Source organism: Alteromonas sp. ABH4_454 (assembly GCF_056311775.1).
In genome coordinates, this window is record NZ_CM149972.1 from 234,762 (window position 1) to 260,291 (window position 25,530).

The 25,530-nt window shown below is 44.2% G+C and carries 23 protein-coding genes and 3 pseudogenes; all 26 read right to left on the reverse strand.

Going from position 1 to position 25,530, the window contains the following annotated elements; all coding sequences use genetic code 11:
- Window positions 1-22: 22 nt before the first annotated feature.
- Window positions 23-2,230, reverse strand: coding sequence for a coiled-coil domain-containing protein (locus ACYX4W_RS01010; protein WP_476074440.1), 2,208 nt, complete (start codon window positions 2,228-2,230; stop codon window positions 23-25).
- Between the two features lie 403 nt (window positions 2,231-2,633).
- Window positions 2,634-4,050: pseudogene (locus ACYX4W_RS01015) on the reverse strand (mannose-1-phosphate guanylyltransferase/mannose-6-phosphate isomerase).
- Between the two features lie 178 nt (window positions 4,051-4,228).
- Complete coding sequence (locus tag ACYX4W_RS01020) at window positions 4,229-5,689, reverse strand: phosphohexomutase domain-containing protein (protein WP_476074441.1); 1,461 nt, start codon at window positions 5,687-5,689, stop codon at window positions 4,229-4,231.
- Window positions 5,690-5,811: 122 nt separating this feature from the next.
- Window positions 5,812-7,161, reverse strand: a complete 1,350-nt coding sequence (locus ACYX4W_RS01025) for a flagellin N-terminal helical domain-containing protein (protein WP_476074442.1) — start codon at window positions 7,159-7,161, stop codon at window positions 5,812-5,814.
- Window positions 7,162-7,441: 280 nt separating this feature from the next.
- Window positions 7,442-7,843, reverse strand: coding sequence for a 50S ribosomal protein L17 (rplQ, locus tag ACYX4W_RS01030; protein WP_012519212.1), 402 nt, complete (start codon window positions 7,841-7,843; stop codon window positions 7,442-7,444).
- A gap of 41 nt (window positions 7,844-7,884) precedes the next feature.
- A complete protein-coding gene (locus tag ACYX4W_RS01035) occupies window positions 7,885-8,874 on the reverse strand; it encodes a DNA-directed RNA polymerase subunit alpha (RefSeq protein ID WP_476075424.1) in 990 nt (329 codons plus the stop codon).
- A 19-nt stretch (window positions 8,875-8,893) separates the two neighbouring features.
- A pseudogene (gene rpsD / locus ACYX4W_RS01040) lies at window positions 8,894-9,515 on the reverse strand (30S ribosomal protein S4).
- Between the two features lie 24 nt (window positions 9,516-9,539).
- A complete protein-coding gene (gene rpsK / locus ACYX4W_RS01045; RefSeq protein WP_012519215.1) occupies window positions 9,540-9,932 on the reverse strand; it encodes a 30S ribosomal protein S11 in 393 nt (130 codons plus the stop codon).
- Between the two features lie 14 nt (window positions 9,933-9,946).
- On the reverse strand, window positions 9,947-10,303 hold the full coding sequence (gene rpsM / locus ACYX4W_RS01050) for a 30S ribosomal protein S13 (RefSeq protein ID WP_012519216.1): 357 nt from the start codon (window positions 10,301-10,303) through the stop codon (window positions 9,947-9,949).
- A gap of 175 nt (window positions 10,304-10,478) precedes the next feature.
- On the reverse strand, window positions 10,479-10,595 hold the full coding sequence (rpmJ, locus tag ACYX4W_RS01055; RefSeq protein ID WP_012519217.1) for a 50S ribosomal protein L36: 117 nt from the start codon (window positions 10,593-10,595) through the stop codon (window positions 10,479-10,481).
- A 38-nt stretch (window positions 10,596-10,633) separates the two neighbouring features.
- Window positions 10,634-11,953 (reverse strand): preprotein translocase subunit SecY, encoded by a 1,320-nt coding sequence (gene secY, locus ACYX4W_RS01060; protein WP_012519218.1) that lies wholly within the window; start codon window positions 11,951-11,953, stop codon window positions 10,634-10,636.
- Window positions 11,954-11,958: 5 nt separating this feature from the next.
- A pseudogene (rplO, locus tag ACYX4W_RS01065) lies at window positions 11,959-12,394 on the reverse strand (50S ribosomal protein L15).
- Between the two features lie 3 nt (window positions 12,395-12,397).
- On the reverse strand, window positions 12,398-12,577 hold the full coding sequence (gene rpmD, locus ACYX4W_RS01070; protein WP_012519220.1) for a 50S ribosomal protein L30: 180 nt from the start codon (window positions 12,575-12,577) through the stop codon (window positions 12,398-12,400).
- Window positions 12,578-12,583: 6 nt separating this feature from the next.
- Entirely contained in the window at window positions 12,584-13,084 is a 501-nt protein-coding gene (gene rpsE / locus ACYX4W_RS01075; RefSeq protein ID WP_012519221.1) for a 30S ribosomal protein S5, read from the reverse strand.
- A 9-nt stretch (window positions 13,085-13,093) separates the two neighbouring features.
- Complete coding sequence (gene rplR / locus ACYX4W_RS01080) at window positions 13,094-13,447, reverse strand: 50S ribosomal protein L18 (RefSeq protein ID WP_014950908.1); 354 nt, start codon at window positions 13,445-13,447, stop codon at window positions 13,094-13,096.
- Window positions 13,448-13,459: 12 nt separating this feature from the next.
- The gene (gene rplF / locus ACYX4W_RS01085; RefSeq protein WP_334059908.1) at window positions 13,460-13,993 is read right to left on the reverse strand and encodes a 50S ribosomal protein L6; all 534 of its coding nucleotides are present in this window, start codon (window positions 13,991-13,993) and stop codon (window positions 13,460-13,462) included.
- A gap of 13 nt (window positions 13,994-14,006) precedes the next feature.
- A complete protein-coding gene (gene rpsH, locus ACYX4W_RS01090; protein ID WP_012519224.1) occupies window positions 14,007-14,399 on the reverse strand; it encodes a 30S ribosomal protein S8 in 393 nt (130 codons plus the stop codon).
- A gap of 13 nt (window positions 14,400-14,412) precedes the next feature.
- Window positions 14,413-14,718, reverse strand: a complete 306-nt coding sequence (gene rpsN / locus ACYX4W_RS01095; protein WP_012519225.1) for a 30S ribosomal protein S14 — start codon at window positions 14,716-14,718, stop codon at window positions 14,413-14,415.
- Between the two features lie 12 nt (window positions 14,719-14,730).
- Window positions 14,731-15,270 carry a 50S ribosomal protein L5 gene (rplE, locus tag ACYX4W_RS01100; protein ID WP_012519226.1) on the reverse strand — a complete coding sequence of 180 codons (540 nt, stop codon included), beginning with the start codon at window positions 15,268-15,270 and terminating at the stop codon, window positions 14,731-14,733.
- 17 nt (window positions 15,271-15,287) lie between these two features.
- A complete protein-coding gene (rplX, locus tag ACYX4W_RS01105) occupies window positions 15,288-15,602 on the reverse strand; it encodes a 50S ribosomal protein L24 (RefSeq protein WP_014950912.1) in 315 nt (104 codons plus the stop codon).
- A gap of 12 nt (window positions 15,603-15,614) precedes the next feature.
- Window positions 15,615-15,983, reverse strand: a complete 369-nt coding sequence (rplN, locus tag ACYX4W_RS01110) for a 50S ribosomal protein L14 (RefSeq protein WP_012519228.1) — start codon at window positions 15,981-15,983, stop codon at window positions 15,615-15,617.
- Window positions 15,984-16,203: 220 nt separating this feature from the next.
- A complete protein-coding gene (locus ACYX4W_RS01115) occupies window positions 16,204-18,312 on the reverse strand; it encodes a GAF domain-containing hybrid sensor histidine kinase/response regulator (RefSeq protein WP_476074443.1) in 2,109 nt (702 codons plus the stop codon).
- A 132-nt stretch (window positions 18,313-18,444) separates the two neighbouring features.
- Window positions 18,445-19,839 (reverse strand): DUF4397 domain-containing protein, encoded by a 1,395-nt coding sequence (locus tag ACYX4W_RS01120; protein ID WP_476074444.1) that lies wholly within the window; start codon window positions 19,837-19,839, stop codon window positions 18,445-18,447.
- Between the two features lie 310 nt (window positions 19,840-20,149).
- Window positions 20,150-21,835 (reverse strand): S8 family serine peptidase, encoded by a 1,686-nt coding sequence (locus ACYX4W_RS01125; RefSeq protein ID WP_476074445.1) that lies wholly within the window; start codon window positions 21,833-21,835, stop codon window positions 20,150-20,152.
- A gap of 522 nt (window positions 21,836-22,357) precedes the next feature.
- Entirely contained in the window at window positions 22,358-23,098 is a 741-nt protein-coding gene (rlmB, locus tag ACYX4W_RS01130) for a 23S rRNA (guanosine(2251)-2'-O)-methyltransferase RlmB (RefSeq protein WP_474856444.1), read from the reverse strand.
- A complete protein-coding gene (gene rnr / locus ACYX4W_RS01135) occupies window positions 23,099-25,516 on the reverse strand; it encodes a ribonuclease R (protein ID WP_476074446.1) in 2,418 nt (805 codons plus the stop codon).
- Between the last annotated feature and the right edge of the window lie 14 nt (window positions 25,517-25,530).

The window sequence follows — 25,530 nt, forward strand, 5'->3', positions numbered from 1 at the left end:
TTGTTGTGCTTCTTGCCATGCGTTATAATAATACTCTAATTCTTTTTGAAGCTGACTGATTTGAAGTGACGCAGAGCTGTAGTTCAGCTTGTTGAAATTCGTTACTTTGACTCATTCCTGCCTCAGCCTGTTTTAACTGCTCTTGCAATCTCGCATTACTGTTTTTTAGTAAATGAGTTTGTTTAAGTTGTTGTTCTAATTGAGATTGCAATTCATTTACGATTGCTTGTTCTTCCAGTCCTTTTCTTTTAGTTGCTGCTTCAACTTGTTGCTTTAGGCTAGAGGATTGAGCAATAAGTTCTTCATTCGTTTTTGTAAGTAGTTCTATTTGCTTTGATTTTTCTGGGATTACATTTTCATTTGAGCTGCTTGCAGCTTCTAAGTCGGCCTTCTGCACGGTTACTAGTTCAAGCTCTTCCTGTAGTTGACTTATTTGCAGTTCAGCGAGCTCCTTGTCCTGAATCAACTGCTCTATTTGCTGTGTAACCGCGGACAGTTTAGAGCGAGCATCTTCGTGCAAGGCTTCCGTATCTCTTGCTCGCTGGAGCTCAGCAAAAGTACTCTCGAGCTCTTCCTGTAACTGAGCTACTTGTATCGTTGCGAGCTCGAATTCCTGACTAGTTACTGTGTTTTCTTCCTTGAATTTAACCAGTGAACTGGTAGATTCTTCTAAGGCTGTCTGGGCTTGTGTTAGTGAGTTAGAAAGGGCCGCGAATTTTTTATCCTTGCCTGACATCACTTCCTGGTGCTGAGTTTGTAACTCAACTAAATTTGTTTCTAATTGACTAATTTTTTGATGTGAAGTATTGAGCTGGTTCTCATACTTTATTATGGCACTGTCTTTGAGTGTAATAGCTTCTTGTTTCTCTTCTATAACTATTTGTAGACTCTGGATTTGCTCTTCTAATTGTTCAATTTTTGAAGTTAGCTCATCTTGCTGAGCGTTGAGTTCGGTAACATTAGTCTTAGCAGACTGGAATTGTTGCTGTGTATCTTGTAATGATTTTTTAGCAGCTTTACTTTCTTTTTCTTTTTCTTCGATAACCGACTGCTGATTGGCTAGTTGTTCTTTTAACTGTTGAACCGTGTCAGTTAACTCTACTTTTTCCAAGTTAAGTGTACTGGCTTGCTGGTTAACTGACCGCAACTTGTTTCCAAGTTCTTGTAAAGCAGCCGTATTAGCCACTTTATCTTTATCGTTTTCAGCAATTACTTGTCTCTGCTGGCTTAGCTCTTCGTGGAGCTTTGCGGTACTGGCTTTTAATTCTTCTATTTGACTTAGCAGTTGTGTATTTCTTTGCTCCTTCCCCTGAAGCTGTGTCTGTAGATTGGTTTGACGATCCTGGTTCTCGGTCAAACTTGCTTCTTTAGCTGATAATTCGGATGCTAAAGCCGTCATTTCATTTTTAGACTTTTCTATTTGGTCAGTTACTGCCTGAAGCTTTATTTCAATATTTTGCTTGCTGTCTTGTAGAGCTTCTATTTTGCTTGCTTGCTGCTCAGCCAGCTCTTTATTTTTAGTTAGCTCTTCCTGCAACTGAACACTATTTTCTTCAAACGCGGCTTTGGTGTGCTGTAATTCCGCAAGTTGCTTTTCTAACGCATTAACCTTTTCACTTTTTTGGGCTTTAAGACTTTCGATCTCATTGTGTTTAGACTGTATTTCCTGATGATTACTGATGAGTTGTTTAAATACAGACTGGCCTGAATCGGTAGCTGACTGTTTGATTTCATCGGTATCTGGGCCTAAGTGAACTGTAAACTCGCCGTATAACTTACCAATTGATAAGGCTTCGTCATAAAGGGCGAAAGCATCGTCTTGCTCAAACAAATAAAGTGTAGCAAGGTGATTAGCTAACTGCCTTTTTGTATACGTAGAAGGCTTTGATTCCGCAGATGTTTCGATTGCGAAAAATTCTTTGAGGAAAAGCGATGAATGCTCTAAGACATCATTTAGGTCACACAGCGAATACAAACCACTATCTTCAGCCAATTTCATAGTCTGGCAAAGTGACTCCTGCCAGCGGTTAATTACCTGTTCGGGTTTAACTTTACCGTTTGATATTTCGAGTGCATTTCCTAATGCAGTAGCAGGTGAGCAGTATAACAACACCAGCTTTTTTGTCGCATCTGCAATGCGTGGAATGTGCTGGCAAAGTGAACTAACTCCTTTAAGCAGTAAACATTGTGCTTGATCATCTGTTCGAATAAATTTGACAATTTCATCCACCGAGACTGGTTGCAGCGTCGATAACATTACTACTTATAGAATTTTGTTTGAGTAAGTCATTTAGGGGGTTGAGAGGGGTATCTCCCACCGCCACCACGATGGCTTTAGGCATAGTGTCTCCATATACTACTAATATAGACAAACTCGTTCTTGTTGAGCATTTCAGTTTACCGAGTTTCCTAGTTTAATTAAACCACTATAGCCAAAGTAAAGCTGACTTAGACCTGCTTTATTTATTTGATATACACAGAAGATTAAAATGAACGGCGAACTAAGTCGAATTCAATTGTTAAGGCTTTCTGCGAAACTCAGTATTCTGTTACCGTAGTGAAGTTACCGCTTTTAAGTATTGCAATAGGCAGCCAGTGATCGCTGACCGCCGTTTGCTAGCTTTAAACCATTGCTACTTTTTGCTATCTGGAACTCGGCCATAACGATCTGAATATCTTACGATATCATCTTCTCCCAAGTAGGCCCCAGACTGCACTTCAATAAGCTCTAACGGGATCTTACCTGGGTTTTCTAGTGCATGAACGGCGCCGATTGGAATGTAAACCGACTCGTTTTCTGTAACTAGCTGTGTTTTTTCATCAATAGTTACGTTTGCACTGCCCGATACTACAATCCAATGCTCAGCACGATGGTGGTGCATTTGAACCGATAGTTTCTCACCAGGCTTAACCGTAATACGTTTTACTTGGAAACGGGCACCGCTATCGATAGAGTCATAGCTACCCCATGGGCGGAATACTTCACGGTGGAATTCAAACTCTGGGCGATGCTCTGCTTTAAGTTTATTTACTACCGTTTTAATGCTTTGCGCATCATCCTTGTGGGCTACCATAACGGCATCTTTGGTTTCTACTACGATAACATCTTCTAGCCCGATTACAGAAACCAAACGCTGTTCGGCATTTATGTAACTGTTTTTGGTGTTTTCCAGGATTGTATCGCCTACAGTAGCATTGCCGTTTTCATCTTTCTCTGCAGTTTCCCACAATGACGACCAACTCCCCACATCGCTCCAACCTGCGTCTAATGGGACCATAGCAGCGCTATCTGTTTTTTCCATTACTGCATAGTCGATTGAATCGTCTGGGCAAGTCGCAAAAATGTCGTGGTCTACACGGATGAAATCTAGATCTGGTGTTTCTGTGTCGATAGCACGCTTACACACGTCTAACATTTCAGGGTTATATTTCTCTAGCTCTTCCAAATAACGACTTGCTTTAAACATAAACATGCCGCTATTCCAGTAGTAACTGCCAGAATCTACATACTCTTTTGCGGTTTCTAGTGCAGGCTTTTCTACAAACTGTGCTACTTCAAAACCTTCGCCAGCTTGCTCACCGGCTTTGATATAACCATACCCAGTATGCGGCTGGTCAGGAACAATACCGAAAGTAACAAGTTTGCCCTGCGCTGCCAGCTTTTCGGCTTTAGCAATAGCAGTGTGAAATGCTTGGTTATCTTTAATAAGATGGTCAGCGGCCAACACTAGAAGAACAGGGTCTTCACCATTAATTGTTGCGTGTAGTGCCGCTAGTGCTATTGCCGGTGCCGTATTACGACCAACAGGTTCTAGAAGAATGCCACCATGCTGAATATCTTTTTGTCGAAGCTGCTCAGCTACTAGGAAGCGATGTGCATCATTACAAATAAAAATTGGATTCTGAGTCTGGGGTGCCTTTTAAGCGTGTGATTGTGTCTTGAAGCATGGTGCTGTCTGATGTGAGAGACAAAAACTGCTTTGGAAGCGCCGCACGAGATTTTGGCCATAAGCGACTACCTGAGCCGCCAGCTAATACTACTGGTTTCATTTGTAATATCCTTGATGTGTGGGTGCTTGGCCCACGTCCTAATAGTTATATATTCAGCGGATAGTATACAAAGGTTTGTGTTGCGATTAAATGGCAAAAACTAGGTAGAAATAAAAATAGGGCGAAGTTCAGCACTTATGCCCTATCTTTATCGTAAAATTTAGCGTTCGGCGTTTACTTATTCAACGCGTATAAGGGCTAACACTTCTTTGGTTTTTTCTTCCATTAACGAAATATCGCCCTTACTTTCTACATTGAGGCGAATTACTGGCTCGGTATTCGATTTACGTAAATTAAAGCGCCAATTTCCAAACTCCAAACCTAGACCATCTGTAGTATCGACAACGTCAGCTAAGGGTTGATACTTTTTTGTCACTCGGTCTAGCGCTGCGTCAGCATCTTTCAATTTACTGTTTATCTCGCCAGAAGAAGGAAAAGCTTTTATTCTCTCTTTAACCATACTGGCTAGGGTTTGCTGTTTTACGCACACAAGTTCTGCAATTAATAACCATGGGATCATCCCTGAATCGCAGTAGGCAAAGTCGCGAAAATAATGATGTGCACTCATTTCACCGCCATATACAGCATCTTCTTTACGCATTCTTTCTTTAATAAATGCATGGCCAGTCTTTGACTTAATTGGCATGCCGCCTGCGTTTACTACTACGTCTTCAGTGTTCCAATATACGCGTGGGTCATAGATTATTTTACTGTCGGTATTTTTCTCAATAAATGCCTCAGCAAGAAGCCCTACTATGTAGTACCCCTCAATAAACTCACCATCTGCATCGAACAAAAAGCAACGATCGAAATCGCCATCCCAGGCTATACCAAAATCGGCACCTGAGGCTTTTACTGCATTGGCGGTGTCAGTTCGATTTTCTGGTAGAAGTGGATTAGGGATACCATTTGGAAAAGTACCGTCTGCGTTGTGGTGGACTTTAACAAATTCGACAGGCACGTTTTGTCTTTGCATCTCATGCTCAATGGCATCAAGTGCTGGACCAGCGGCACCATTACCTGCGTTAACCACAATTTTAAGGGGGGTAAAGTTTTTAAGATCGATGTATGAAAGCATGTGAGCCACATAATCTTTCATGCAAGATTGTTTAAGGTACTGGTCAGTTTCTTCTAGCTTTTCTAGCTGCACATGCGCTTGACCGTTGAAAAAAGCATCTGCATCGATAAGCCCGCCCGAAGTATAATGAGAAAGACGTCCTAAAACGAACTCATCGCTTAATGCTTCTGCGCGTACTTTTATTGCGTTTAAGCCTGTATCGCCGCTTATTGGAACAGAACCAGCTTTCACGAGCTTCATACCATTGTAGTTTATCGGATTATGACTTGCGGTAACTTCTATACCACCGTCGAGACCAAGATGTTTGGTAGCAAAATATATTTCTTCTGTGCCAGCCATCCCAATATCAGTCACTTTAGCACCGGCATCAATCAGACCTGCGCTTAGTGCTAGCTTTAAGGGGGTAGAGGTTAAACGAACGTCACTGCCAACCACTACCGTTTTTGCACTCAATTCTGCAGCGAATGCATAGCCAATTCTGTATGCCACTTCTTCAGTAAGCTGTGTATTTAGTTCACCTCGAATGTCATAGGCCTTAAAGCAGGTAATCTGGCTTCCCATCTCTCGTATTTTCCTTGGTTTTTGATTGTGGATAGATTTACAAAGCTTTTAACGCGTTTTACGTCGAAAAGCATAGGTTGATATTACTATAAATCGCTATTGAAATGATAAAACACGCACTTCTAATTATCACCTATAGATCCCAACAACCCCAAAACCTGCTCATCACTGGACTGAGCCTGGGCCCGAACAGAAATGCTCGCTTGTTCAACTATTTGCGCCTGTGTGGATTTAGCAGTTTCTTCAGCAAAATCTGTATCGAGGATTTGAGAACGGGCTGCCATTAGGCCTTCGTGCATACGGTCATTGAGTTTTAGGGCCGACTCCATTTGATTCATCTTTGCGCCGTAAAACGCTCGGCTCTCACTAACATACTCTAAGGCATTATCAATTTGCTGTAGCGCTATTTCTGCATTTTCAAAGGTAAGCACATCACTTTCAACCATGTCTAGGTCAGATAAACCCACTGGCGTTTTAGTTAGGTTTATGAAGTCTGTGCCATCGCTTAGCGAGTTAGTAGCAGTGATATCCACAGGGCCTGCTTCAAAGCTGTTTCCACCACTTCCGGCAGCACCCAACGTATCCCAGTCTACTGTGGCATCAAATACACCTCGCCCCACTACTGCAATAATGAGCGGCTCGCTAGTGTTATCAATGGTTAAACTTTCTGTTGTTACGCCTGGGTGTTGGTCACCTGAGAAGGTGAATGTTGTTCCGTTAATCGTACCAGAACCACTTGTAATCAATGAACTACCATCGTAGCTTGCTGTGGGTGCATACCCTTCTTCAGGTAAGAATAGAAAACGTTTGATGTCACTCGTCGAGTTTACGTTATTACTACTCCAGACATTATCAGACAGTGGTGTGCCAACTAGATGCCTACCGCTTGTTGTGAATACCTGCAAATCATCGTCTGCAGTAAAGCTATCAATATCTATAGATATATTTGTTGAACCTGCGGGAATGTACGCTACAGAACGTAAGCCACTGCTCAATCGAGTTGTATTACCCTTTACAAAGGTATCGCCTATTGAAGGTACGTTATCTGACAATAAGTCGTTATCACCAAGCAAAGGCAATCGGTTAAATGCTTCGGTATTGTAGGCAATGCCATTGAGTGCGTTTTTTAACTGTTGGAATTCTCTATCTAGTGCGCGCCTATCTGAATCAGTATTAATGCCATTTTGTGACTGCATGGCTAATTGCCGCATACGCTGCAATATATCGGCAGATTCTTGCAGCCCGCCTTCCGCTATTTGTGCATAGCTAATGCCGTCGTTTAAGTTACGGCGAAGTTGATTTTTTGCAATTGACTCTGACGTGAGCCTATTTGATATCTGTAAACCTGCACTGTCATCAGCAGCACTATTTATTCTAAGCCCTGAACTTAGCCTTTCATACGCGGTAGAGAGCGTTTTACTAAACACAGGATTTGAAGATAGCGACTGTGTAAATGATGAAACGGTTAACATAAACTTCCTTGCTATGAATAACAGAAGTGACCAAGTGCCAAAAATCTAGCTGCGAACGGCACTTTCAATGCATGGTCTAAAAACTTACCTATTTCTTTTTTGCAAGCAACAAGCCAAAGTGATTATTACGGTGTGACAAAATACTTCGTAAGCTTGATGAGCAATTGTGAGATAAAAAACAATAATGGGGTCAGAGTTGTGACTCTGACCCCATTATTCTTTGGCACAAAAAAAGGGGCCTGAGTTTTCACTCAGGCCCCTTTTTCAAATCGAGTATTAATTACTCTTCAGTTGCTTCTACTGCTTCTTCTTCAGCTTCTACAACTGGACGGTCAACTAGCTCAACATATGCCATTGGGGCATTGTCGCCAGCACGGAAACCGCATTTAAGAATGCGAGTGTAACCGCCTGGACGAGCTTCGTAACGAGGACCAAGCTCGTTGAATAGTTTACCTACAACCTCTTTGTCACCAGTGCGGGCAAAAGCTAGACGGCGGTTTGCAACGCTGTCTTCTTTAGCCATAGTGATTAGAGGCTCGATTACGCGACGTAATTCTTTCGCTTTTGGTAACGTAGTTTTGATCACTTCGTGCTTGACCAAAGAACCGGCCATGTTTTTGAACATAGCTTGACGATGGCTGCTGTTGCGATTCAACTGACGACCACTCTTACGATGGCGCATAGTTTTATCCTTCTCTACAAATCAGTTTGATAAAAACCTGATTAATCTTTTTCAGCGATGCTCTCTGGCGGCCAGTTTTCTAGGCGCATGCCTAGAGAAAGACCACGAGATGCTAGAACATCTTTGATTTCAGTTAGCGATTTCTTACCAAGGTTTGGCGTTTTAAGTAGCTCAACCTCAGTGCGCTGTACCAGGTCACCAATGTACTGGATAGCTTCTGCTTTCAAACAGTTTGCAGAACGTACTGTTAGCTCTAGGTCATCTACTGGGCGAAGCAGAATCGGATCGAATTCTGGCTTCTCTTCTTTCGCTTCTGGCTCAGATACATCACGTAGGTCTACGAATGCATCTAGCTGTTCAGCTAGGATAGTAGCAGAACGGCGGATCGCTTCTTCAGGATCTAAAGTGCCGTTCGTCTCCATGTCGATGATTAGTTTGTCTAGGTCTGTGCGTTGTTCAACACGTGCAGACTCTACACTGTAAGCAATACGTTCAACTGGGCTGTATGAAGCGTCAACTAACAAACGACCAATTGGACGATCATCTTCTTCAGAGGAGCGACGGGTAGAAACTGGTACATAACCACGGCCCATTTCTACTTTAATGCGCATGCTGATTTCAGCTTCGCCAGTTAAAGTACAAATAACATGCTCAGGGTTTGCAATTTCTACGTCGCCATCATGCTGAATATCACCAGCAACAACAGGGCCAGCGCCAGATTTCACTAGAGTTAGGGTTGCCTCAGTTTTACCTTCAAGGCGAACCGCTAAACCTTTAAGGTTTAGCAAAATCTCAATTACGTCTTCCTGAACACCTTCTTTGGTGCTGTACTCGTGAAGAACGCCGTCAATTTCTACCTCGGTAACTGCACATCCTGGCATAGATGACAGTAAAATACGACGTAGGGCGTTACCTAGAGTGTGGCCAAAGCCGCGCTCTAGTGGTTCCAAAGTTACTTTGGCACGAGTAGGAGAAACGTTTTCGATCTCAACTAATCTCGGTTTTAGGAATTCAGTCACAGAACCCACAATGCTTCCTCTTTAGTTAGCTTTACTTAGAGTAAAGTTCGACGATCAACTGTTCGTTAATTTCCGCAGACAGGTCAGTTCTTTCAGGAACGCGCTTGAAAGTGCCTTCCATTTTGCTGCTGTCTACTTCAATCCAGGTTGGCTTCTCACGTTGGTCAGCCAGTTCCAAAGCAGCAACGATACGCGCTTGCTTTTTAGCCTTTTCACGAACAGAAACCACGTCTTCGGCAGAAACGTTAAACGATGGGATGTTCACAACTTGACCATTTACCATGATCGCCTTGTGGCTAACTAGCTGACGTGCTTCAGCACGAGTGCTAGCGAAACCCATACGGTAAACTACGTTATCAAGACGCTGTTCTAAAAGCTGTAGCAAGTTTTCACCTGTGTTGCCTTTTAGACGTGCAGCTTCTTTATAGTAGTTGCGGAATTGTTTTTCCAGAACGCCGTACATACGACGAACTTTTTGTTTTTCACGCAGACTGAACACCGTAGTCAGACAGACGGCCACGACGGGCACCGTGCTGACCAGGCGCTGTATCGATTTTACATTTAGAATCGATTGCGCGAACGCCGCTTTTTAGGAACAGGTCAGTTCCTTCGCGACGGCTAAGTTTGAGTTTAGGACCCAAATATCTTGCCATGATCTTTCTCCAACTGTCCGTCGATTAAACGCGACGTTTTTTCGGTGGACGACAACCGTTGTGAGGAATAGGGGTCACATCGGTAATGTTTGTGATCTTATAACCTGTAGCGTTAAGAGCACGGATCGCAGACTCACGGCCTGGACCTGGACCTTTAACGAATACTTCAAGGTTCTTAAGACCGTATTCTTGTGCAGCAACACCTGCACGCTCAGCAGCTACCTGTGCAGCAAATGGGGTAGATTTACGTGAACCACGGAAACCAGAACCACCAGATGTCGCCCATGCTAGTGCATTGCCTGAACGGTCTGTTATAGTCACAATTGTGTTGTTGAAAGACGCATGGATATGAGCCATTCCGTCTGCAACCTGACGTTTAGCGCGCTTACGCGTGCTACGAGCTGGTGCTTTAGCCATAACTTACTCCCCGTTTACTTCTTAATTGGCTTACGAGGACCTTTACGGGTACGCGCATTAGTTTTAGTGCGCTGACCACGTAGAGGCAAGCTACGACGGTGGCGAATACCACGGAAGCAACCCAGGTCCATCAAACGTTTGATGCTCATAGAGACTTCACGGCGTAGATCACCTTCAACGGTGAATTTAGCCACTTCGTCACGAAGCTTATCAATAGTAGCTTCGTCTAGCTCTTTGATTTTTGTATTTTCTGCAACACCAGCACCCGCACAAATGCTTTTCGCACGTGTGGGACCAACGCCATAGATCGCTTGGATAGCGATTACAGCATGCTTGTGCTCAGGAATGTTAATGCCAGCGATACGGGCCATTAACAGCACTCCTCTTGTTTATTTGTCGACGACCTAAAAAGCCCGATAGGATACTTACCCGTCGACTAAATTGCAAATTAAGGTTCAAAATACTTTTAAACAAAACTAGCAGAACCTGACAAGTATAATCCAGGTTCTGCTCACTTAGTCTTGCAAATATTCTGTTCCGCTTTGATTAGCCCTGACGCTGCTTATGCTTTGGGTCAGAACTGCAAATTACACGCACAACACCGTTGCGCTTGATAACTTTACAGTTACGGCAAATCTTTTTTACTGATGCACGAACTTTCATTACATCTTTCCCCTTTCTATCAATATTAAGGGGCTAACTTATCGGCCGTAGCCTTTAAGGTTAGCTTTCTTCAGCACAGACTCATATTGACTAGACATCAAATGTGTCTGTACTTGTGCCATAAAGTCCATGATAACCACTACAATAATTAGAAGCGACGTACCACCGAAGTAGAACGGAACATTCCAAGCGATTAGCATGAATTCAGGCACTAAACAAATAAAGGTTATGTACAGTGCGCCAGCCAGTGTAAGGCGAGTCATTACCTTGTCAATGTATCGTGACGTTTGCTCACCCGGGCGGATGCCTGGGATGAACGCGCCAGACTTCTTCAAGTTATCTGCTGTATCACGCGGGTTGAATACCAACGCCGTGTAGAAGAAGCAGAAGAAGATAATCGCAGCTGCGTATAACATCACGTACAGCGGTTGACCAGGAGATAGCATAAGCGCTACATCTTGCAACCACGCTGTTGATTCATTCTGTCCGAACCATCCTGCGATGGTACCCGGGAACAGAATAATGCTAGAAGCAAAGATTGGTGGAATTACACCAGCAATGTTGACTTTTAGCGGTAAATGGGTGCTTTGCGCAGCAAAAACCTGACGGCCTTGCTGACGTTTTGCGTAGTTTACCACAATTCTGCGCTGTCCGCGCTCTACAAATACAACTAGGTATGTAAGAGCAATAACAATTGCGCCAATCAACAGTAGGAACAACAAGTTAATGTCGCCCTGCCTTGCTTGTTCCGCAGTCTGACCTATCGCTGTTGGCAGACCGGCAACAATACCAGCAAAAATCAATATAGAGATACCGTTACCAATACCTCGTTCGGTAATTTGCTCACCTAACCACATAAGGAACATAGTTCCTGTGACTAGACTCACCACTGCCGTAAAGTAGAATCCGAAGCCAGGGTTTATCACCAATCCATTAATCAGGTTAGGCAAACCAGTCGAAATACCAATAGATTGGAAGATAGCCAATACAAGCGTTAAATAACGCGTGTACTGACTAATTTTACGACGGCCTGCTTCGCCTTCTTTTTTAAGCTCCACCATCGGTGGGTGAACCACCGAGAGCAACTGCATGATAATGGATGCAGTAATGTATGGCATAATGCCCAAAGCCAGAACGGATGCACGCTCAAGCGCACCACCAGAGAACATGTTAAACATTTCTACAATGGTGCCTTTTTGTTGCTCGAACAAGTCAGCAAGTACCGCTGGATCGATGCCAGGGATAGGAACATAAGAACCTAGTCTGAATACAACAATCGCACCAAGTACGAACAACAATCTTGCCTTAAGCTCACTCAAGCCGCTTTTAGCGCCTGAATCCAATCCTGGTTTAGCCATCTAGCTTATTCCTCTACTTTACCGCCAGCAGCTTCAATCGCTTCTTTAGCGCCTTTAGTAACCTTTAACCCGCTTACTGTAACAGCGCGTGAAACTTCACCGCTCTTTACAACTTTAACGAACTGGATTTCTTTCTTAACAAGTCCAGACTGCTTTTAAAGTCTCAAGAGACGCAGTATCACCATCAACCTTCGCGATTTCAGCAAGAGTTACTTGATCAGTAACAAAGCTCTTGCGTGAAGTGAAACCGAACTTAGGAAGACGACGCTGGATAGGCATCTGACCACCTTCGAATCCTGGCTTAACACGGCCACCTGAACGGCTTTTTTGACCTTTGTGACCTACGCCACCTGTTTTACCAAGACCTGAGCCGATACCACGACCAGAACGCTTACCAGTAGGCTTTGAACCTTCGGCTGGAGAAATTGTATTTAAACGCATGTCTTACTCCTCCACTATCTCAACCATGTAATGTACACGGTTGATCATGCCACGAACGGCTGGGGTATCTTCCAGTTCACGAACATGGTTGATTTTACGAAGGCCTAAACCTTTAAGCGTAGCTTTGTGCTTTGGCAAGCGGCCAATTGCACTTTTAGTTTGCTTTACTTTAATCGTTGCCATGTCTGATTACCCCAAAATTTCTTCTACAGACAATCCACGCTTCGCAGCAACTTTCGCCGGGCTATTCATTTCTGTTAGCGCGTTGATTGTTGCACGTACAACGTTGATTGGGTTTGTAGAGCCGTAACATTTTGAAAGTACGTTTTGTACACCAGCTACTTCAAGTACTGCACGCATCGCACCACCGGCAATAATACCGGTACCTTCAGATGCTGGCTGCATGTAAACTTTAGAGCCAGAGTGACGACCTTTAATCGGGTGCTGTAACGTGTGACCGTTAAGGTCTACGTCAACCATGTTGCGACGTGCCTTTTCCATTGCTTTTTGGATTGCAGCAGGTACTTCACGTGCCTTGCCGTAACCAAAACCAACGCGACCGTTACCGTCACCCACTACTGTCAATGCAGTGAAACTAAAGATACGACCACCTTTAACCACTTTAGAAACGCGGTTTACAGCGATCAATTTCTCTAGAAATTCACCATTTTGAACGTCTTGTTTAGCCATTATAAACTCCTAGAACTGAAGACCAGCTTCGCGAGCTGCATCAGCTAATGCTTTAACGCGACCGTGGTATTGGAAACCACTACGATCGAAAGCCACTGTTTTAATGCCTTTCTCAAGCGCGCGCTCTGCGATTGCTTTACCGACTACCGTCGCTGCTTCAGCGTTACCTGTAGACTTAAGATCTTTTGCAAGATCTTTCTCAACAGTTGAAGCCGCTGCCAACACTTCAGAACCGCAAGGAGCGATTAACTGAGCGTAGATGTGGCGAGGTGTACGGTTAACTACCAAGCGATGCGCGGCCAGTTCACGAATTTTTGCTCGTGCGCGAGTAGCGCGACGAATGCGAGCTGTTTTCTTATCCATCGTATCACCCACCTACTTTTTCTTAGCTTCTTTACGACGTACGTGTTCGTCAGCGTAACGTACACCTTTACCTTTGTAAGGCTCTGGTGGACGGTAACCACGAATGTTCGCCGCAACCTGACCAACCACCTGCTTATCGGCGCCTTTAACGACGATTTCAGTTTGGCTAGGAGTTTCAACCGTAATGCCTTCAGGCATTTCGTATACTACAGGGTGAGAGAAACCTAGTGTAAGGTTTAGCTTGGCACCTTGTGCTTGTGCACGGTAACCAACACCTAACAATGTAAGCTTTTTCTCGAAACCTTCTGAAACACCTTGAACCATTGCGTTTAGGATAGAGCGAGCAGTACCTGCTTGTGCCCAGCTGTCAGCGAAACCTTCACGTGGAAGTGCTTTAAGTTGGTTCTCTTCCTGTGCAACTTCTACAGCGTCGTTGAAAACGCGGGTCAAAGTGCCTTTACTACCTTTAACAGTAACTTCTTGACCAGAGATAGAAACTTCTACACCTGATACAACGTCTACTGGGGCTTTTGCTATACGTGACATTTCAACTCCTCCGTTATGCTACATAACCGATGATCTCACCGCCCATGCCAGCGTTACGCGCTGCACGGTCAGTCATCACACCTTTAGAAGTCGACACGATAGCTACGCCTAAACCACCCATAACCTTTGGAAGCTCATCTTTTTTCTTATAGATGCGCAGACCAGGACGGCTTACACGTTCGATAGTGTCAATTACTTGCTTGCCTTCGAAGTACTTAAGCGTAACTTCTAAAACAGGCTTAACGTCACCAGAAGCAGCGAAGTCAGTGATATAACCTTCAGCTTTCAATACTTCACAGATTGCAACGCGAAGTTTTGAAGAAGGCATAGTCACAGAAACTTTCTGTGCCATCTGGCCGTTACGGATGCGGGTAAACATATCCGCGATAGGATCTTGCATGCTCATTATCAGCTACTCCTTACCAGCTGGCTTTCTTAAGGCCAGGGACTTCACCGCGCATCGCTGCTTCGCGAAGCTTAATACGGCTAAGACCGAATTTGCGTAGGTAACCATGTGGACGACCAGTTACACGGCAACGGTTACGTTGACGTGAAGAACTAGAGTCACGTGGCAGTTGTTGTAGCTTCAGAACAGCGTCCCAACGCTCTTCTTCAGAAACGTTAACATCGCTGATAATCGCTTTAAGTGCGGCGCGCTTCTCAGCATACTTAGCCACTAGCTTAGTACGCTTCGCTTCGCGTGCCTTCATTGATTCTTTTGCCATAACCCTACACCCCTACTTTTTGAATGGGAAGTTAAACGCGTCCAGCAGAGCACGTGCTTCGTCATTAGTATTCGCACTGGTAGTGATAGTAATATCCATACCGCGAACCTTATCCACTTTATCGAAATCGATTTCAGGGAAAATGATTTGCTCACGCACGCCCATGCTGTAGTTACCACGTCCGTCGAATGATTTAGGATTCAAACCACGGAAATCGCGAACACGTGGAATAGCGATTGAAATCAAACGCTCTAGGAATTCCCACATACGCTCGCCGCGTAGGGTTACTTTACAGCCAATCGGATAACCTTCACGGATTTTAAAACCCGCTACTGATTTTCTAGCAACTGTAACAACAGGCTTCTGACCGGCGATAGCCGTCATGTCAGCTTGAGCATTCTCAAGTACCTTTTTGTCAGCAACTGCTTCACCTAAACCCATGTTTAGAGTGATTTTTTCAATCCGAGGGACTTGCATGACGCTTTTGTATCCGAACTGCTTAGCAAGTTCAGCTACTACTGTTTCTTTATAGAAATCATGCAGTTTCGCCATCGTACTCTCCAATATAATTAAACAAGTTCGCCGTTAGACTTGAAGAAACGTACTTTCTTCTCATCTTCGAAACGGAAACCAACGCGATCTGCTTTGCCCGTTGCCGGGTTAACAATCGCAACATTAGAAACGTGAATAGAAGCTTCTTTCTCAACGATGCCACCAGCTACGCCCAGTTGTGGGTTTGGCTTAGTGTGCTTCTTGACAAGATTAACGCCTTCTACAATTACACGGTTATCAGCAATAAGCACTTTAAGGACTTTGCCTTGTTTGCCTTTGTCTTTACCCGCTAATACGACTACTTCATCATCACGACGAATTTTATTAGCCATTATCGTGACTCCTTATAGTACCTCTGGGGCCAATGAGATGATTTTCATGAAGTTTTCACTTCTCAACTCACGGGTAACCGGGCCAAAGATACGCGTACCAATTGGTTGCTTGTTAGCATTAAGCATAACAGCCGCGTTACCGTCAAAACGAATGGTAGAACCATCTGCACGACGAACGCCTTTTCTAGTACGCACCACCACTGCATTCAGTACGTCACCTTTTTTAACTTTACCGCGAGGAATTGCTTCCTTAACAGTAACTTTGATGATGTCACCGATACCTGCATAACGGCGATGCGAGCCACCAAGAACCTTAATACACTGAACCCTGCGAGCGCCGCTGTTGTCTGCAACGTCCAGGTTAGTTTGCATTTGGATCATGTTAGTGCTCCGCTCTTAAATTAAGACTCTCCCGAGTCGTTAGTGCTGCTAAAAACAACTGGATGTCGTTGCTTTTATGTACATACCCCCATAAAAAGGGCGCGAAATAATAACAGAAAACTTTAGGAAGTGATAGCGGTAAATTGAATTATTTTTAAACTATGTGAGCAATAAAAAAGCCCCGACTAAAAGTCGGGGCCGATAACCACGTCATAGGTTATCAAGCAGGATCTTTTAACGCTGAAACAGTGTTTACAAACTGCTTACTCATATGTCGAAAAACGCATTCTTTCAAGCGACTTACACCAACAGGTTTTGATATGAAGTCGTCCATGCCAGATTTCAAGCATTTTTCTTTTTCTCCTGTCGAAACATTTGCCGTTAAGGCGATTATAGGAACTTCGGCGGTCTGTTGATTTATTAGCCTAATTTGTTTGGTTGCCTCTAAGCCGTCCATAACGGGCATATGGCAGTCCATAAATATTAGCGCATAGGGTGACTTTTCAGCCATTGAACGCTTAACCTTTTCTAGGGCATCCTCACCGTTTACCGCTAAATCACTAACAAGACCTATCTCTCTCAACTGCTCTTTGATAACAAGCTGGTTTATCTCGTTATCTTCTACGACAAGCGCTTTAAACGCCCTCAGATCTTCTTTACTTGGTATGTAAGTATCGTTCTGAGTAACTGTTTTACTTGCAATAGCGCCTGCATTTGCATCATCTAATGTGAGAGTAACAGTAAAGCGAGCGCCAATACCCAACTCACTACTCACTTCAATTTTTCCGTTATAGTGTTCTACTATTCGTTTAACGATTGATAAGCCTAAACCTGTTCCACCAAAAAGTTGTTGTGTAGAACTGTCTGCTTGCATGAACGGGGTGAAGATTATTTTCTGCTGCTGAGCGCTGATACCAATACCTGTGTCAGTCACAATTAATTTAACCCGATAGCGCCCTTTACCGTAACGCACACACCTTGTCTCGACGGTTACTTCACCTTCTTTGGTAAACTTAAAAGCGTTGTTTACCAGGTTGATGAGTACCTGCCCTAACCGCAACTTATCAGCGATAAAAGTTTGGCCTTTGAGCGCTGATGTATTTACGCTAAACGTTATCCCTTTTTCCTGTGCAAGACTTGTGAACATGGGTATCTGTTCTTCAATCGTTTCTTCAAAGTTAGTAGGCCCGTCTTCAAAGACTAGCTCCCCTTCGTCAATTTTTGAAAAGTCCAAGATGTCGTTCACAATGTTGAGGAGGGAATCTGCGCTTTGCGCAGCAAGGGAGGCTAATTCCATTTGTTTCGAATTTAATGGCGACGCCATTAGCGCTTCTAGCATCCCCTGAACGCCATGAATTGGCGTACGTATTTCCTGGCTCACATTAGCCAAAAAATCACCTCTCGCTTTGAGGGCGTTCTGCGCCAAGTCGCTTTTATGCTGTAGAACAGCCTTGTCTATCTGCATTTGCGTAATATCGACGGTAGCACCTACTACTCTTACGCACCTGCCGTTATCCATTATGGGATGGGCTCTGCTTTCAATCCAACGCTTTTCACCTGCATCGGTTCGAATCTCTACTTTGTATAAGAAATCTTCCCCTGTTTGCATTGTTTGCTTAAATTTTTCGGCGTATTTTTTACGATGCTCCTCATCGACGATAAATTTCAGTATATCCTCGGCTACCATCACGCGATCACTGTGAACATGAAGCATGCGCTTTAGTGCACCCGACCAGATTATCGAGCCGCTTTCTACATCCAGTTCCCATGTTCCAACCCCAGCCAAATTTGTTACTTGTTTTAACAGGGAGTTTCGCTCCTCAAACATGACCTTTTGGGCATTCAGATTACTCATGGACTGCTGCCGTTCAAGTTCATTGCCAATCCAGGTGGCAAGCAGTAACAAGTAGTCGGTTTCTAGTTCATTAAACGGTTCATCTCTTGAAGACAGCGAGGAAAAGTTTACCGTACCGTAGAACTCTCCGAATACGCGAATAGGAGAAGCGAGGTAACTTTTTAGCGTGTATTTATCGAAACAAGGATGTGAAGCTCCAGGTTGAACATCGATATTATGGTACGCAATGACTGAGTCGGCTCTTGCAGCGTCGGCACAATACGTATCGCAAAGGGAAAATTCAGCGCCTTTTGGTATGTCACCGTTGGGAGTGACAACGCTTAGCACGCTATACCGCTCTCCCTGAATATTACTCACAATCCCTGTTTCTAAACGAAGCGCTTCTGTACCGATACGCAGCAAACTTTCTAACTTTTCATCTAATGACATAGCCTTATCATCAGATATAACTTGAAGATCTCGAATAATACTCATGAGGATTTTAGCCCTCCCAGACTGCAAATAAAAAAGGCCAATGTACTAACATTGACCTTTTAAATTTATGGGATATTTTACAAGATGAAAGTTTTCCGCATTATCAATTAGTATAATAAATAGACTAACTAATTAATAAAGCACGTTAATTTCATATCCTGTTGCGGTATCTGCTGGTTCTACAGTTACGATGTAGTTTTCCTCTTCAGTAAAACCATACAGAGACGTTCTATCTAGAAGCACTTGCTCTTCATTATCGTCCTCGTAAACCGCAATTACTTCGTAATAATCTGACGGCAGCACTTCGCTGGTGCTTTCAGCAAACTCCAGGTTCTGTATATCGTATTCTGCGGTATCAATGGTTTCGTCGTTTCTTACTAAGTAAAAATCCACATCATCGAAGTCGCTGACTAAGTTGATAAAGTTAACGGTCTTGTCATATGCCTGCGGCAAACCACTTTCAACAAAGGTGGCAGCACCTAGTTGGTTGTTAGTGTTGTAGATAAGGATAGCTTTACTCTCACCTTGGTTAAGGGTGATTAGCTTATTGCTAAGCGATGCAACTGTTCCTGATGGGTCAGTAACGGTTACGCGATAATCGCCATAGCGTATAGCACTAAATTCAGACATCTCACCCGCTGCCAGCGTAAAGCTTACGTCTTCTTCGTCTGTATTACCGCCAAAGGTAACATTTAGCTCGGCATCTAGATTGGTAGAGTTGTATATACGATACTGCGAATCAGCTTCAACGTCGGTCAACGCTGTTACTGTTGAAGAGTTTAATACCGTGTCGACCACAAGCCCTTCTTGAATAGCGCCGCTTACATCACGAAGGGTCATTAAATACTCAGTTTCGTAAACGAAATCTATCGTTTGCGATTCGAATACCACCTCATCGCTACCTGGCTCGGTAAGGTAAATTGTATATTCATCTTCATCAAAGTATTCGCTGTCGTCATCAGCATCCCAATAGTCAAACTCTATCATGTCACCCGTGGTCACGGTGCCAAGAAAATTAGCTGCCTCAAACGGGTCACCTGATTCACTCATGTAAAAATCATATGATGAATCATCTACGGCCACAGAAAGCGCAAACAAACGGAAATGGTCTTCTAGTGTTTCGCGCTCATACGAATACGTAGTAAAAGTTGGATTGCTAAAATCACCACTCATTACAACGATGGTTTTATAGCCATTTTTTAAGTCCACAGTAATTTCGTCAATGTAAACTTCTTGGTCATCAGAGTCTGTACGAATGAACTCAAGTTCGTATTCGCCATCATCCATCGAGTACATTGAGGTAGCATCACCAAATTGAGCTGAACCAAAGCTATCCCCATCAACCTCTCGCATTTCAACATTCGCGCCATTAGGTGATGCGTTATAAAACTGTATGTAAGCATAAGAGTAATCTGAGCTACTACTGTCTGAGCCACCACAAGCGGTTAGCCCTAGTAGCGCTACAAGCCCCATTGCCGCTGCACGGAACCAAGTTCCCTTGAGCAAAGAGTGAGAGGTCAATTGCATAAATTGAATGTCCTTTGAAGTTGTTCTTTATTGGTTTAAGACTGCGTTAACACAAGCAGGCACACGTAAAAGTTGCTTATATTGGCTCGCACAATACAGCGATATGGCTATCTGAGAAGGTCTTAGTTCAGAGCTTTACACTATCTTTGCAAAGCTGACTTTTCTTTGTATAACTTGACAGTTCGCAACCAGCAGCAACTTTTTGCAGAAGCTCTCTCGACGGGGGATGTATTGATAAAATGCTGGTAGAAAAGAAACAAAAAAGCCTGCAAATGCAGGCTTTGAAAGTATCGTTTGTTTACGGCGTTAGTTATTCATACGAGTATGAAAGCGTCACACCGCTATATGATGAGTATGCGCGGATACCTATGTGCCAAGTACCCGATGCTGGTGCGTCAAATGTACATACTTCGCTATTACCGTTTTGATAAGGGCGACAATCGTAGCTATTGGTTTCTGGCTGTGAGCCAAATTTCACATAAAGGTCAGCATCACCTGAGCCACCAGAGGTACGAATGGTCATTAGCGATACGCCTTCTGGGATAGTCCAAGTGTAGCGATCCCAGTTTCTGCGAGTGCCTGAAAGGCCTGTTAGTTGACCTGATACTGGCTCGACGCCAGGCTCAGAGCCGCCACCACCCGTGCCACTTCCATCACAGCCATTGGTGTTCAAGTAGTTATACGCATCAGCTAACTGCATCAAACCATAGCCATAAAAGTTGTCGCGTCCAGCACTGCCTTTATCTTCGGCTGTTGCATTTAGCGCATTACGTATTTGATTGTTTGAACACTGCGGGAAGTAGCTCCACACCAATGCAGCACCACCTGCCACGTGTGGCGTAGCCATTGATGTGCCGCTTAAAGACGCGTAGGTATTAGTTGGGTAAGTAGATTGCACGGCACTTCCTGGCGCAGCAATTTCAACTTGGTCGTTATACTGGCTGTAGCTTGCGCGGTTTTCGTTTGAGTCTACCGCTGCAACCGACATTACTGCATCGTAAGAAGCAGGATAAGACTTTGCACTGTTACCATCGTTACCCGCAGCCGCTACCAATAACATTCCAGCATCAGTAAAGCTCTGCATAGCATTGCGTTCGGTAGTAGATGAACTGCCGCCACCTAAGCTCATGTTAACTACGTTTGAGCCCGCATCTTGACACTGAGTAATCGCATCAATTAGGTCAGACGCATAAGTCCATTGGCCATTATCGTTAAAGATTTTAACGATATGCATATCCACGCCAGGGTAAACGCCAACAACACCTTCATTGTTATCATATGCCGCAATGGTACCCGCTACGTGAGTACCGTGTCCGTTACCGTCGTTATACCAGTTACCAACAGCACTGTTGTTAGCTTGACCCGTAACGCCATCGTTGGTTCCAGGCAAATCTGGGTGACCTAGGTTATAACCCGTATCGATGATACATACCTTGCGAGCTGTAGTATCTGACTGACCAAACTGATTTGCTTGTACCATGGTGTAGCCGTAAGGCGTAGTTTGCGCCATAGGCTTACGGCGAACATCTACTTCAATACTTTCTACGTTAGGGTTTTTACGAAGCTTGTTTAGCGCAGACTTACTCATAGTAGCCGCCACCATTTTATGCTTCTTAAGCTCTTTCTTAATTGAACCGCCGGCTTTTCTAACTTCAGATTTAGCTGAAGCAATGCTGAAAGGCTTCTTGTTTTTCAGTTTAGTCTTAACCTTTGACTTGGCTTTGCTACTGCTCAGCGTATCGCTTGAACTGGCCACCTCTACCGTTTCACTTATCATTTCGTCTTTAAACTTAATGATATAGCGCTCTTGGTCTACTGTAACAAGGCGGTCAACAGTTAGCCTTTTGCCTAGCGCTTGTTTAAGGGTTTGCGGTTTTTCTTTAACTTTTACCAGACCTTCGCCTGCTGCCATTGCAGAATTAGTCATTAAACCAAATGATACAGCTAGTGCAGCTGCTGTTAGACATGTGTGTTTCTTATTTAATTTTGAGTTCAAAACTTATTTCCTGTTTTATCTGTCTTATTAACTTCAGCACTGTTTTAGTTCGTGCTTTTGAAGCTATTTGTTATTAAATGACATACAGGTATAACCATTACCTCATACGAAAAGCTCATCCATGACAACCGACGCAACAGCGTTGCAACGACCTACCCGTTTGTCAGGTTAATAGCTAACTAGCGATAAGCAGGTTAGCTACAGAGCTCATATTAGGCGGCTAATCAAACAGTTGAGTATGTTGCCTTAACCCTGGTGAGTATTTTTTATACCTTTAAAAATACTAAAAAAAACACCACACTTGATGAAAAGCGCGCCAAATGCGTTCTACGAGCAAATTCATGTTAGGAATAAAATTTCATAATTAACATTTATTTTACAATACAAAATGTAACAAAATATTAAAACTCTTATTATTTTTACTTAAAAGCAAAAAGCGCGTGACCCTCTCGGATCACGCGCTTTTTTCATAAGTATTATTATATTAGTTGCAATAAGCCAGCTAATACAGGCCGCTAGTCTTTACATACTGCGCTGCCTTACGATTTCGTATAAACACACGCCAGTTGCTACCGACACGTTCAAACTTGTTACGCTACCAGCCATGGGTAACTTAACCAATTCGTCACAGGTTTCTTTTGTTAGTCGACGCATGCCCTTACCTTCTGCACCCATCACTAGTGCAGTTGGGCCTTTCAGGTCTACATCATAAAGGGTTTTATCGGTTTCACCGGCGGTACCCACAATCCAAAGCCCTTTGTCTTGAAGGTGTTTTAAGGTTCTAGCAAGGTTTGTAATTTGGATTAGTGGCATAACTTCAGCTGCCCCACAGGCCACTTTTCGCACTGTACCGTTTAAACTTGCCGACTTGTCTTTAGGTACAACCACAGCGTGTACGCCCGCACCATCAGCTGTACGTAGGCACGCCCCTAGGTTATGAGGGTCGGTAATACCGTCTAACACCAAAATTAGTGGCTGCGACTCTCGCTCAAGTATTTTATCAAGGTCAGCCTCATCCAATACGCGAGCAGGCTTTGCTTTGGCAACAACGCCTTGATGCTGTTCGCCGTTTACTTTCTCGTCTAACGCTTTACGCTGGCTGAACTGAACTGAAATTCCGAAACGGCGGGCTTGGTTAACAATGTTGGTCAAGCGTTCATCGTTACGCCCTTTTAAAACCCACACTTCCATTACACGCTCGGGCTCTTTTTCAAGTACCGACTGCATGGCATGTAAACCGTATAACCATTCTTGCTGCGCCATTTAACGCTTACCTCTTTTATTCAATGACAATGTTTTTCCGCTGCTACCGCCTTTTGCGCTGCCGCGACTTGACGATTTTCCACCGCTTCGACTAGACGAGTTTGTGCCGCCTTTACCTTTGCTCCCTTTCTTATCAGAACGGGAGTCTTTACCAGAGCGGGATTTGTTATCAAAGCGAGTAGGTTTGTCTGAAGCCTTTTTAGCTGTCTTCACTTTTACCTTCTTGCCTTTAGTGCTGCGCAGCATAGACTTATCGAGTAATAAATCAATCTTTCTTTCATCAAGGTTAACTGCCGCAACGGTTACTTCAACCGTATCACCAAGTCTAAACTGACGATGGCCCGACTCACCCACTAGCGCTTGTTTAACATCATCATAGTGATAATAGTCATCATCTAATGATGTTATATGTACTAAGCCGTCAATATGGTATTCAGTAAGACGCACAAATAAGCCAAAGTTAGTGACCGAGCTCACTACCCCTTCGAAGGTGTCGCCAACATGGTCGAGCATGAACTCGCATTTAAGCCAGTCGGCCACATCGCGAGTCGCATCATCAGCGCGGCGTTCTGTCATTGAACACTGTTCACCAAGCTGCTCAATTTCTTCAACAGTGTAGTTTTTAGCACCGCTTACCGCTTTTTTACCCTGCTGTTTAGCAATAATGCCTTTCAGCGCACGGTGTACCACTAAATCAGGGTAACGACGGATAGGTGATGTAAAGTGGGCGTAAGCTTCTAGTGCCAAACCAAAGTGCCCTACGTTTTCGCCATCGTAAACCGCTTGCTTCATTGAGCGTAGCAGCATGGTTTGAATAAGCTCTTCGTCTACTCGACCGCGGGTTTTAAGCACTACATCGGTAAACGCGGCTGGCTCAGCATCTTCTACAATGGCATGAGGGATACCAATTTCACTTAAGTAGCTGGTAAAAGCAGTAAGTCTGTCGGCGTCTGGTTTGTCATGCACACGATATAGCGCTGGCGCTTCATGCTTTTCTAACATCAACGCCGCACTTACGTTCGCCATGATCATGCATTCTTCAATAAGCTTATGCGCATCGTTACGCACTAAAGGCACGATATTTTCAATTTTGCGCTGGGCGTTGAAAACGAACTTCACTTCCTGGGTTTCAAACTCAATAGCACCACGCTTGGCACGGGCTTTTTTAAGCGCGCGGTACAAGTCGTGAAGATTACGTAAATGAGGTACATGAGGCTCGTAACGCTGATGAAGTTCTTTGTCGCCCTGCAGAATATTCCACACTTTAGTGTAGGTTAAACGGGCGTGTGAGTTCATGACCGCTTCGTAAAACTGGAATTCTTCTAGTTTGCCATTTGCACTGATGGTCATTTCACACACCATACAAAGGCGGTCTACTTCAGGGTTCAATGAACACAAACCGTTAGACAATACCTCTGGAAGCATAGGAATTACTTGGTCAGGGAAATAGACCGAGTTACCGCGCTGCTGGGCTTCATCATCAAGGGCTGAGCCTGTTCTTACATAATGACTTACATCGGCTATGGCTACCCATAGTTGCCAGCCACCATCGTCTAGCGGTTCGCAGTATACTGCATCGTCAAAGTCGCGGGCGTCTTCGCCGTCTATGGTAACAAGGGGAAGCTGGCGCAAGTCGATGCGACCTTCTTTTGCTTCATCAGGCACCTGGTCGGTAAGCTTTTCCACCTGCTTGGTTACGCCATTTGGCCACTGGTGTGGAATATCGAACGTGCGAAGCGCCATTTCTATTTCCATTCCCGGCGCCATATGCTCACCAAGTACTTCCACAATTTTGCCCACCGGGTTCATCTTACGGCGAGGGCGCTGAGTAAGCTCTACCACTACTACCTGCCCCATGCGGGCGCCGTTAGTGCTTTCTGGTGGAATGACAATTTCATGCTGCAAACGGCTGTCGTCTGGCACTACCATGCCAAAGCCTTGCTCAACAAAATAACGACCAACAATAGGTTCGCTGCGCGGCTCAATGACTTGCGTCACAAAGGCTTCTTTTCTGCCGCGACGGTCGGTACCGCTAATACGCGCTTCTACCACGTCATCGTGAAGGAACAAATTCATTTGCCCAGCACTTATAAATAAGTCACCGCTTTTGTCTTCAGGACGCAAGAAGCCGTAACCATCTCGGTGACCAATAATTCTGCCTTTTATGAGTTCATCACGGTTTTGAAGTATGTACTTTTTCTGCTTAGTGAATTGCACCTGCCCTTCGCGCTCCATGGCACGTAGTCGGCGCTGAATACCAATTCGCGCTTCTTCATCGAACGCGTTCACCAAATTACAGATATCAAGAAACGACAACGGCTTGTCGTGTTCTTTTAATAAACTCATTAAGTATTCGCGGCTGGCTACCGGATTTTCGTACTTCTCTTTCTCGCGCTGATAATGCGGATCGTCACTCATGTATTTTTAAATTA

Coding starts and splice junctions, on each gene's coding strand:
- ACYX4W_RS01020 (WP_476074441.1), bottom strand. CDS start 5,689: ATGGGAAGCCAGATTACCTGCTTTAAGGCCTATGACATTCGAGGTGAA.
- ACYX4W_RS01025 (WP_476074442.1), bottom strand. CDS start 7,161: ATGTTAACCGTTTCATCATTTACACAGTCGCTATCTTCAAATCCTGTG.
- rplQ (WP_012519212.1), bottom strand. CDS start 7,843: ATGCGCCATCGTAAGAGTGGTCGTCAGTTGAATCGCAACAGCAGCCAT.
- rpsK (WP_012519215.1), bottom strand. CDS start 9,932: ATGGCTAAAGCACCAGCTCGTAGCACGCGTAAGCGCGCTAAACGTCAG.
- rpsM (WP_012519216.1), bottom strand. CDS start 10,303: ATGGCCCGTATCGCTGGCATTAACATTCCTGAGCACAAGCATGCTGTA.
- rpmJ (WP_012519217.1), bottom strand. CDS start 10,595: ATGAAAGTTCGTGCATCAGTAAAAAAGATTTGCCGTAACTGTAAAGTT.
- secY (WP_012519218.1), bottom strand. CDS start 11,953: ATGGCTAAACCAGGATTGGATTCAGGCGCTAAAAGCGGCTTGAGTGAG.
- rpmD (WP_012519220.1), bottom strand. CDS start 12,577: ATGGCAACGATTAAAGTAAAGCAAACTAAAAGTGCAATTGGCCGCTTG.
- rpsE (WP_012519221.1), bottom strand. CDS start 13,084: ATGGCTAAACAAGACGTTCAAAATGGTGAATTTCTAGAGAAATTGATC.
- rplR (WP_014950908.1), bottom strand. CDS start 13,447: ATGGATAAGAAAACAGCTCGCATTCGTCGCGCTACTCGCGCACGAGCA.
- rplF (WP_334059908.1), bottom strand. CDS start 13,993: ATGTCACGTATAGCAAAAGCCCCAGTAGACGTTGTATCAGGTGTAGAA.
- rpsH (WP_012519224.1), bottom strand. CDS start 14,399: ATGAGCATGCAAGATCCTATCGCGGATATGTTTACCCGCATCCGTAAC.
- rpsN (WP_012519225.1), bottom strand. CDS start 14,718: ATGGCAAAAGAATCAATGAAGGCACGCGAAGCGAAGCGTACTAAGCTA.
- rplE (WP_012519226.1), bottom strand. CDS start 15,270: ATGGCGAAACTGCATGATTTCTATAAAGAAACAGTAGTAGCTGAACTT.
- rplX (WP_014950912.1), bottom strand. CDS start 15,602: ATGGCTAATAAAATTCGTCGTGATGATGAAGTAGTCGTATTAGCGGGT.
- rplN (WP_012519228.1), bottom strand. CDS start 15,983: ATGATCCAAATGCAAACTAACCTGGACGTTGCAGACAACAGCGGCGCT.
- ACYX4W_RS01115 (WP_476074443.1), bottom strand. CDS start 18,312: ATGAGTATTATTCGAGATCTTCAAGTTATATCTGATGATAAGGCTATG.
- ACYX4W_RS01120 (WP_476074444.1), bottom strand. CDS start 19,839: ATGCAATTGACCTCTCACTCTTTGCTCAAGGGAACTTGGTTCCGTGCA.
- rlmB (WP_474856444.1), bottom strand. CDS start 23,098: ATGGCGCAGCAAGAATGGTTATACGGTTTACATGCCATGCAGTCGGTA.
- rnr (WP_476074446.1), bottom strand. CDS start 25,516: ATGAGTGACGATCCGCATTATCAGCGCGAGAAAGAGAAGTACGAAAAT.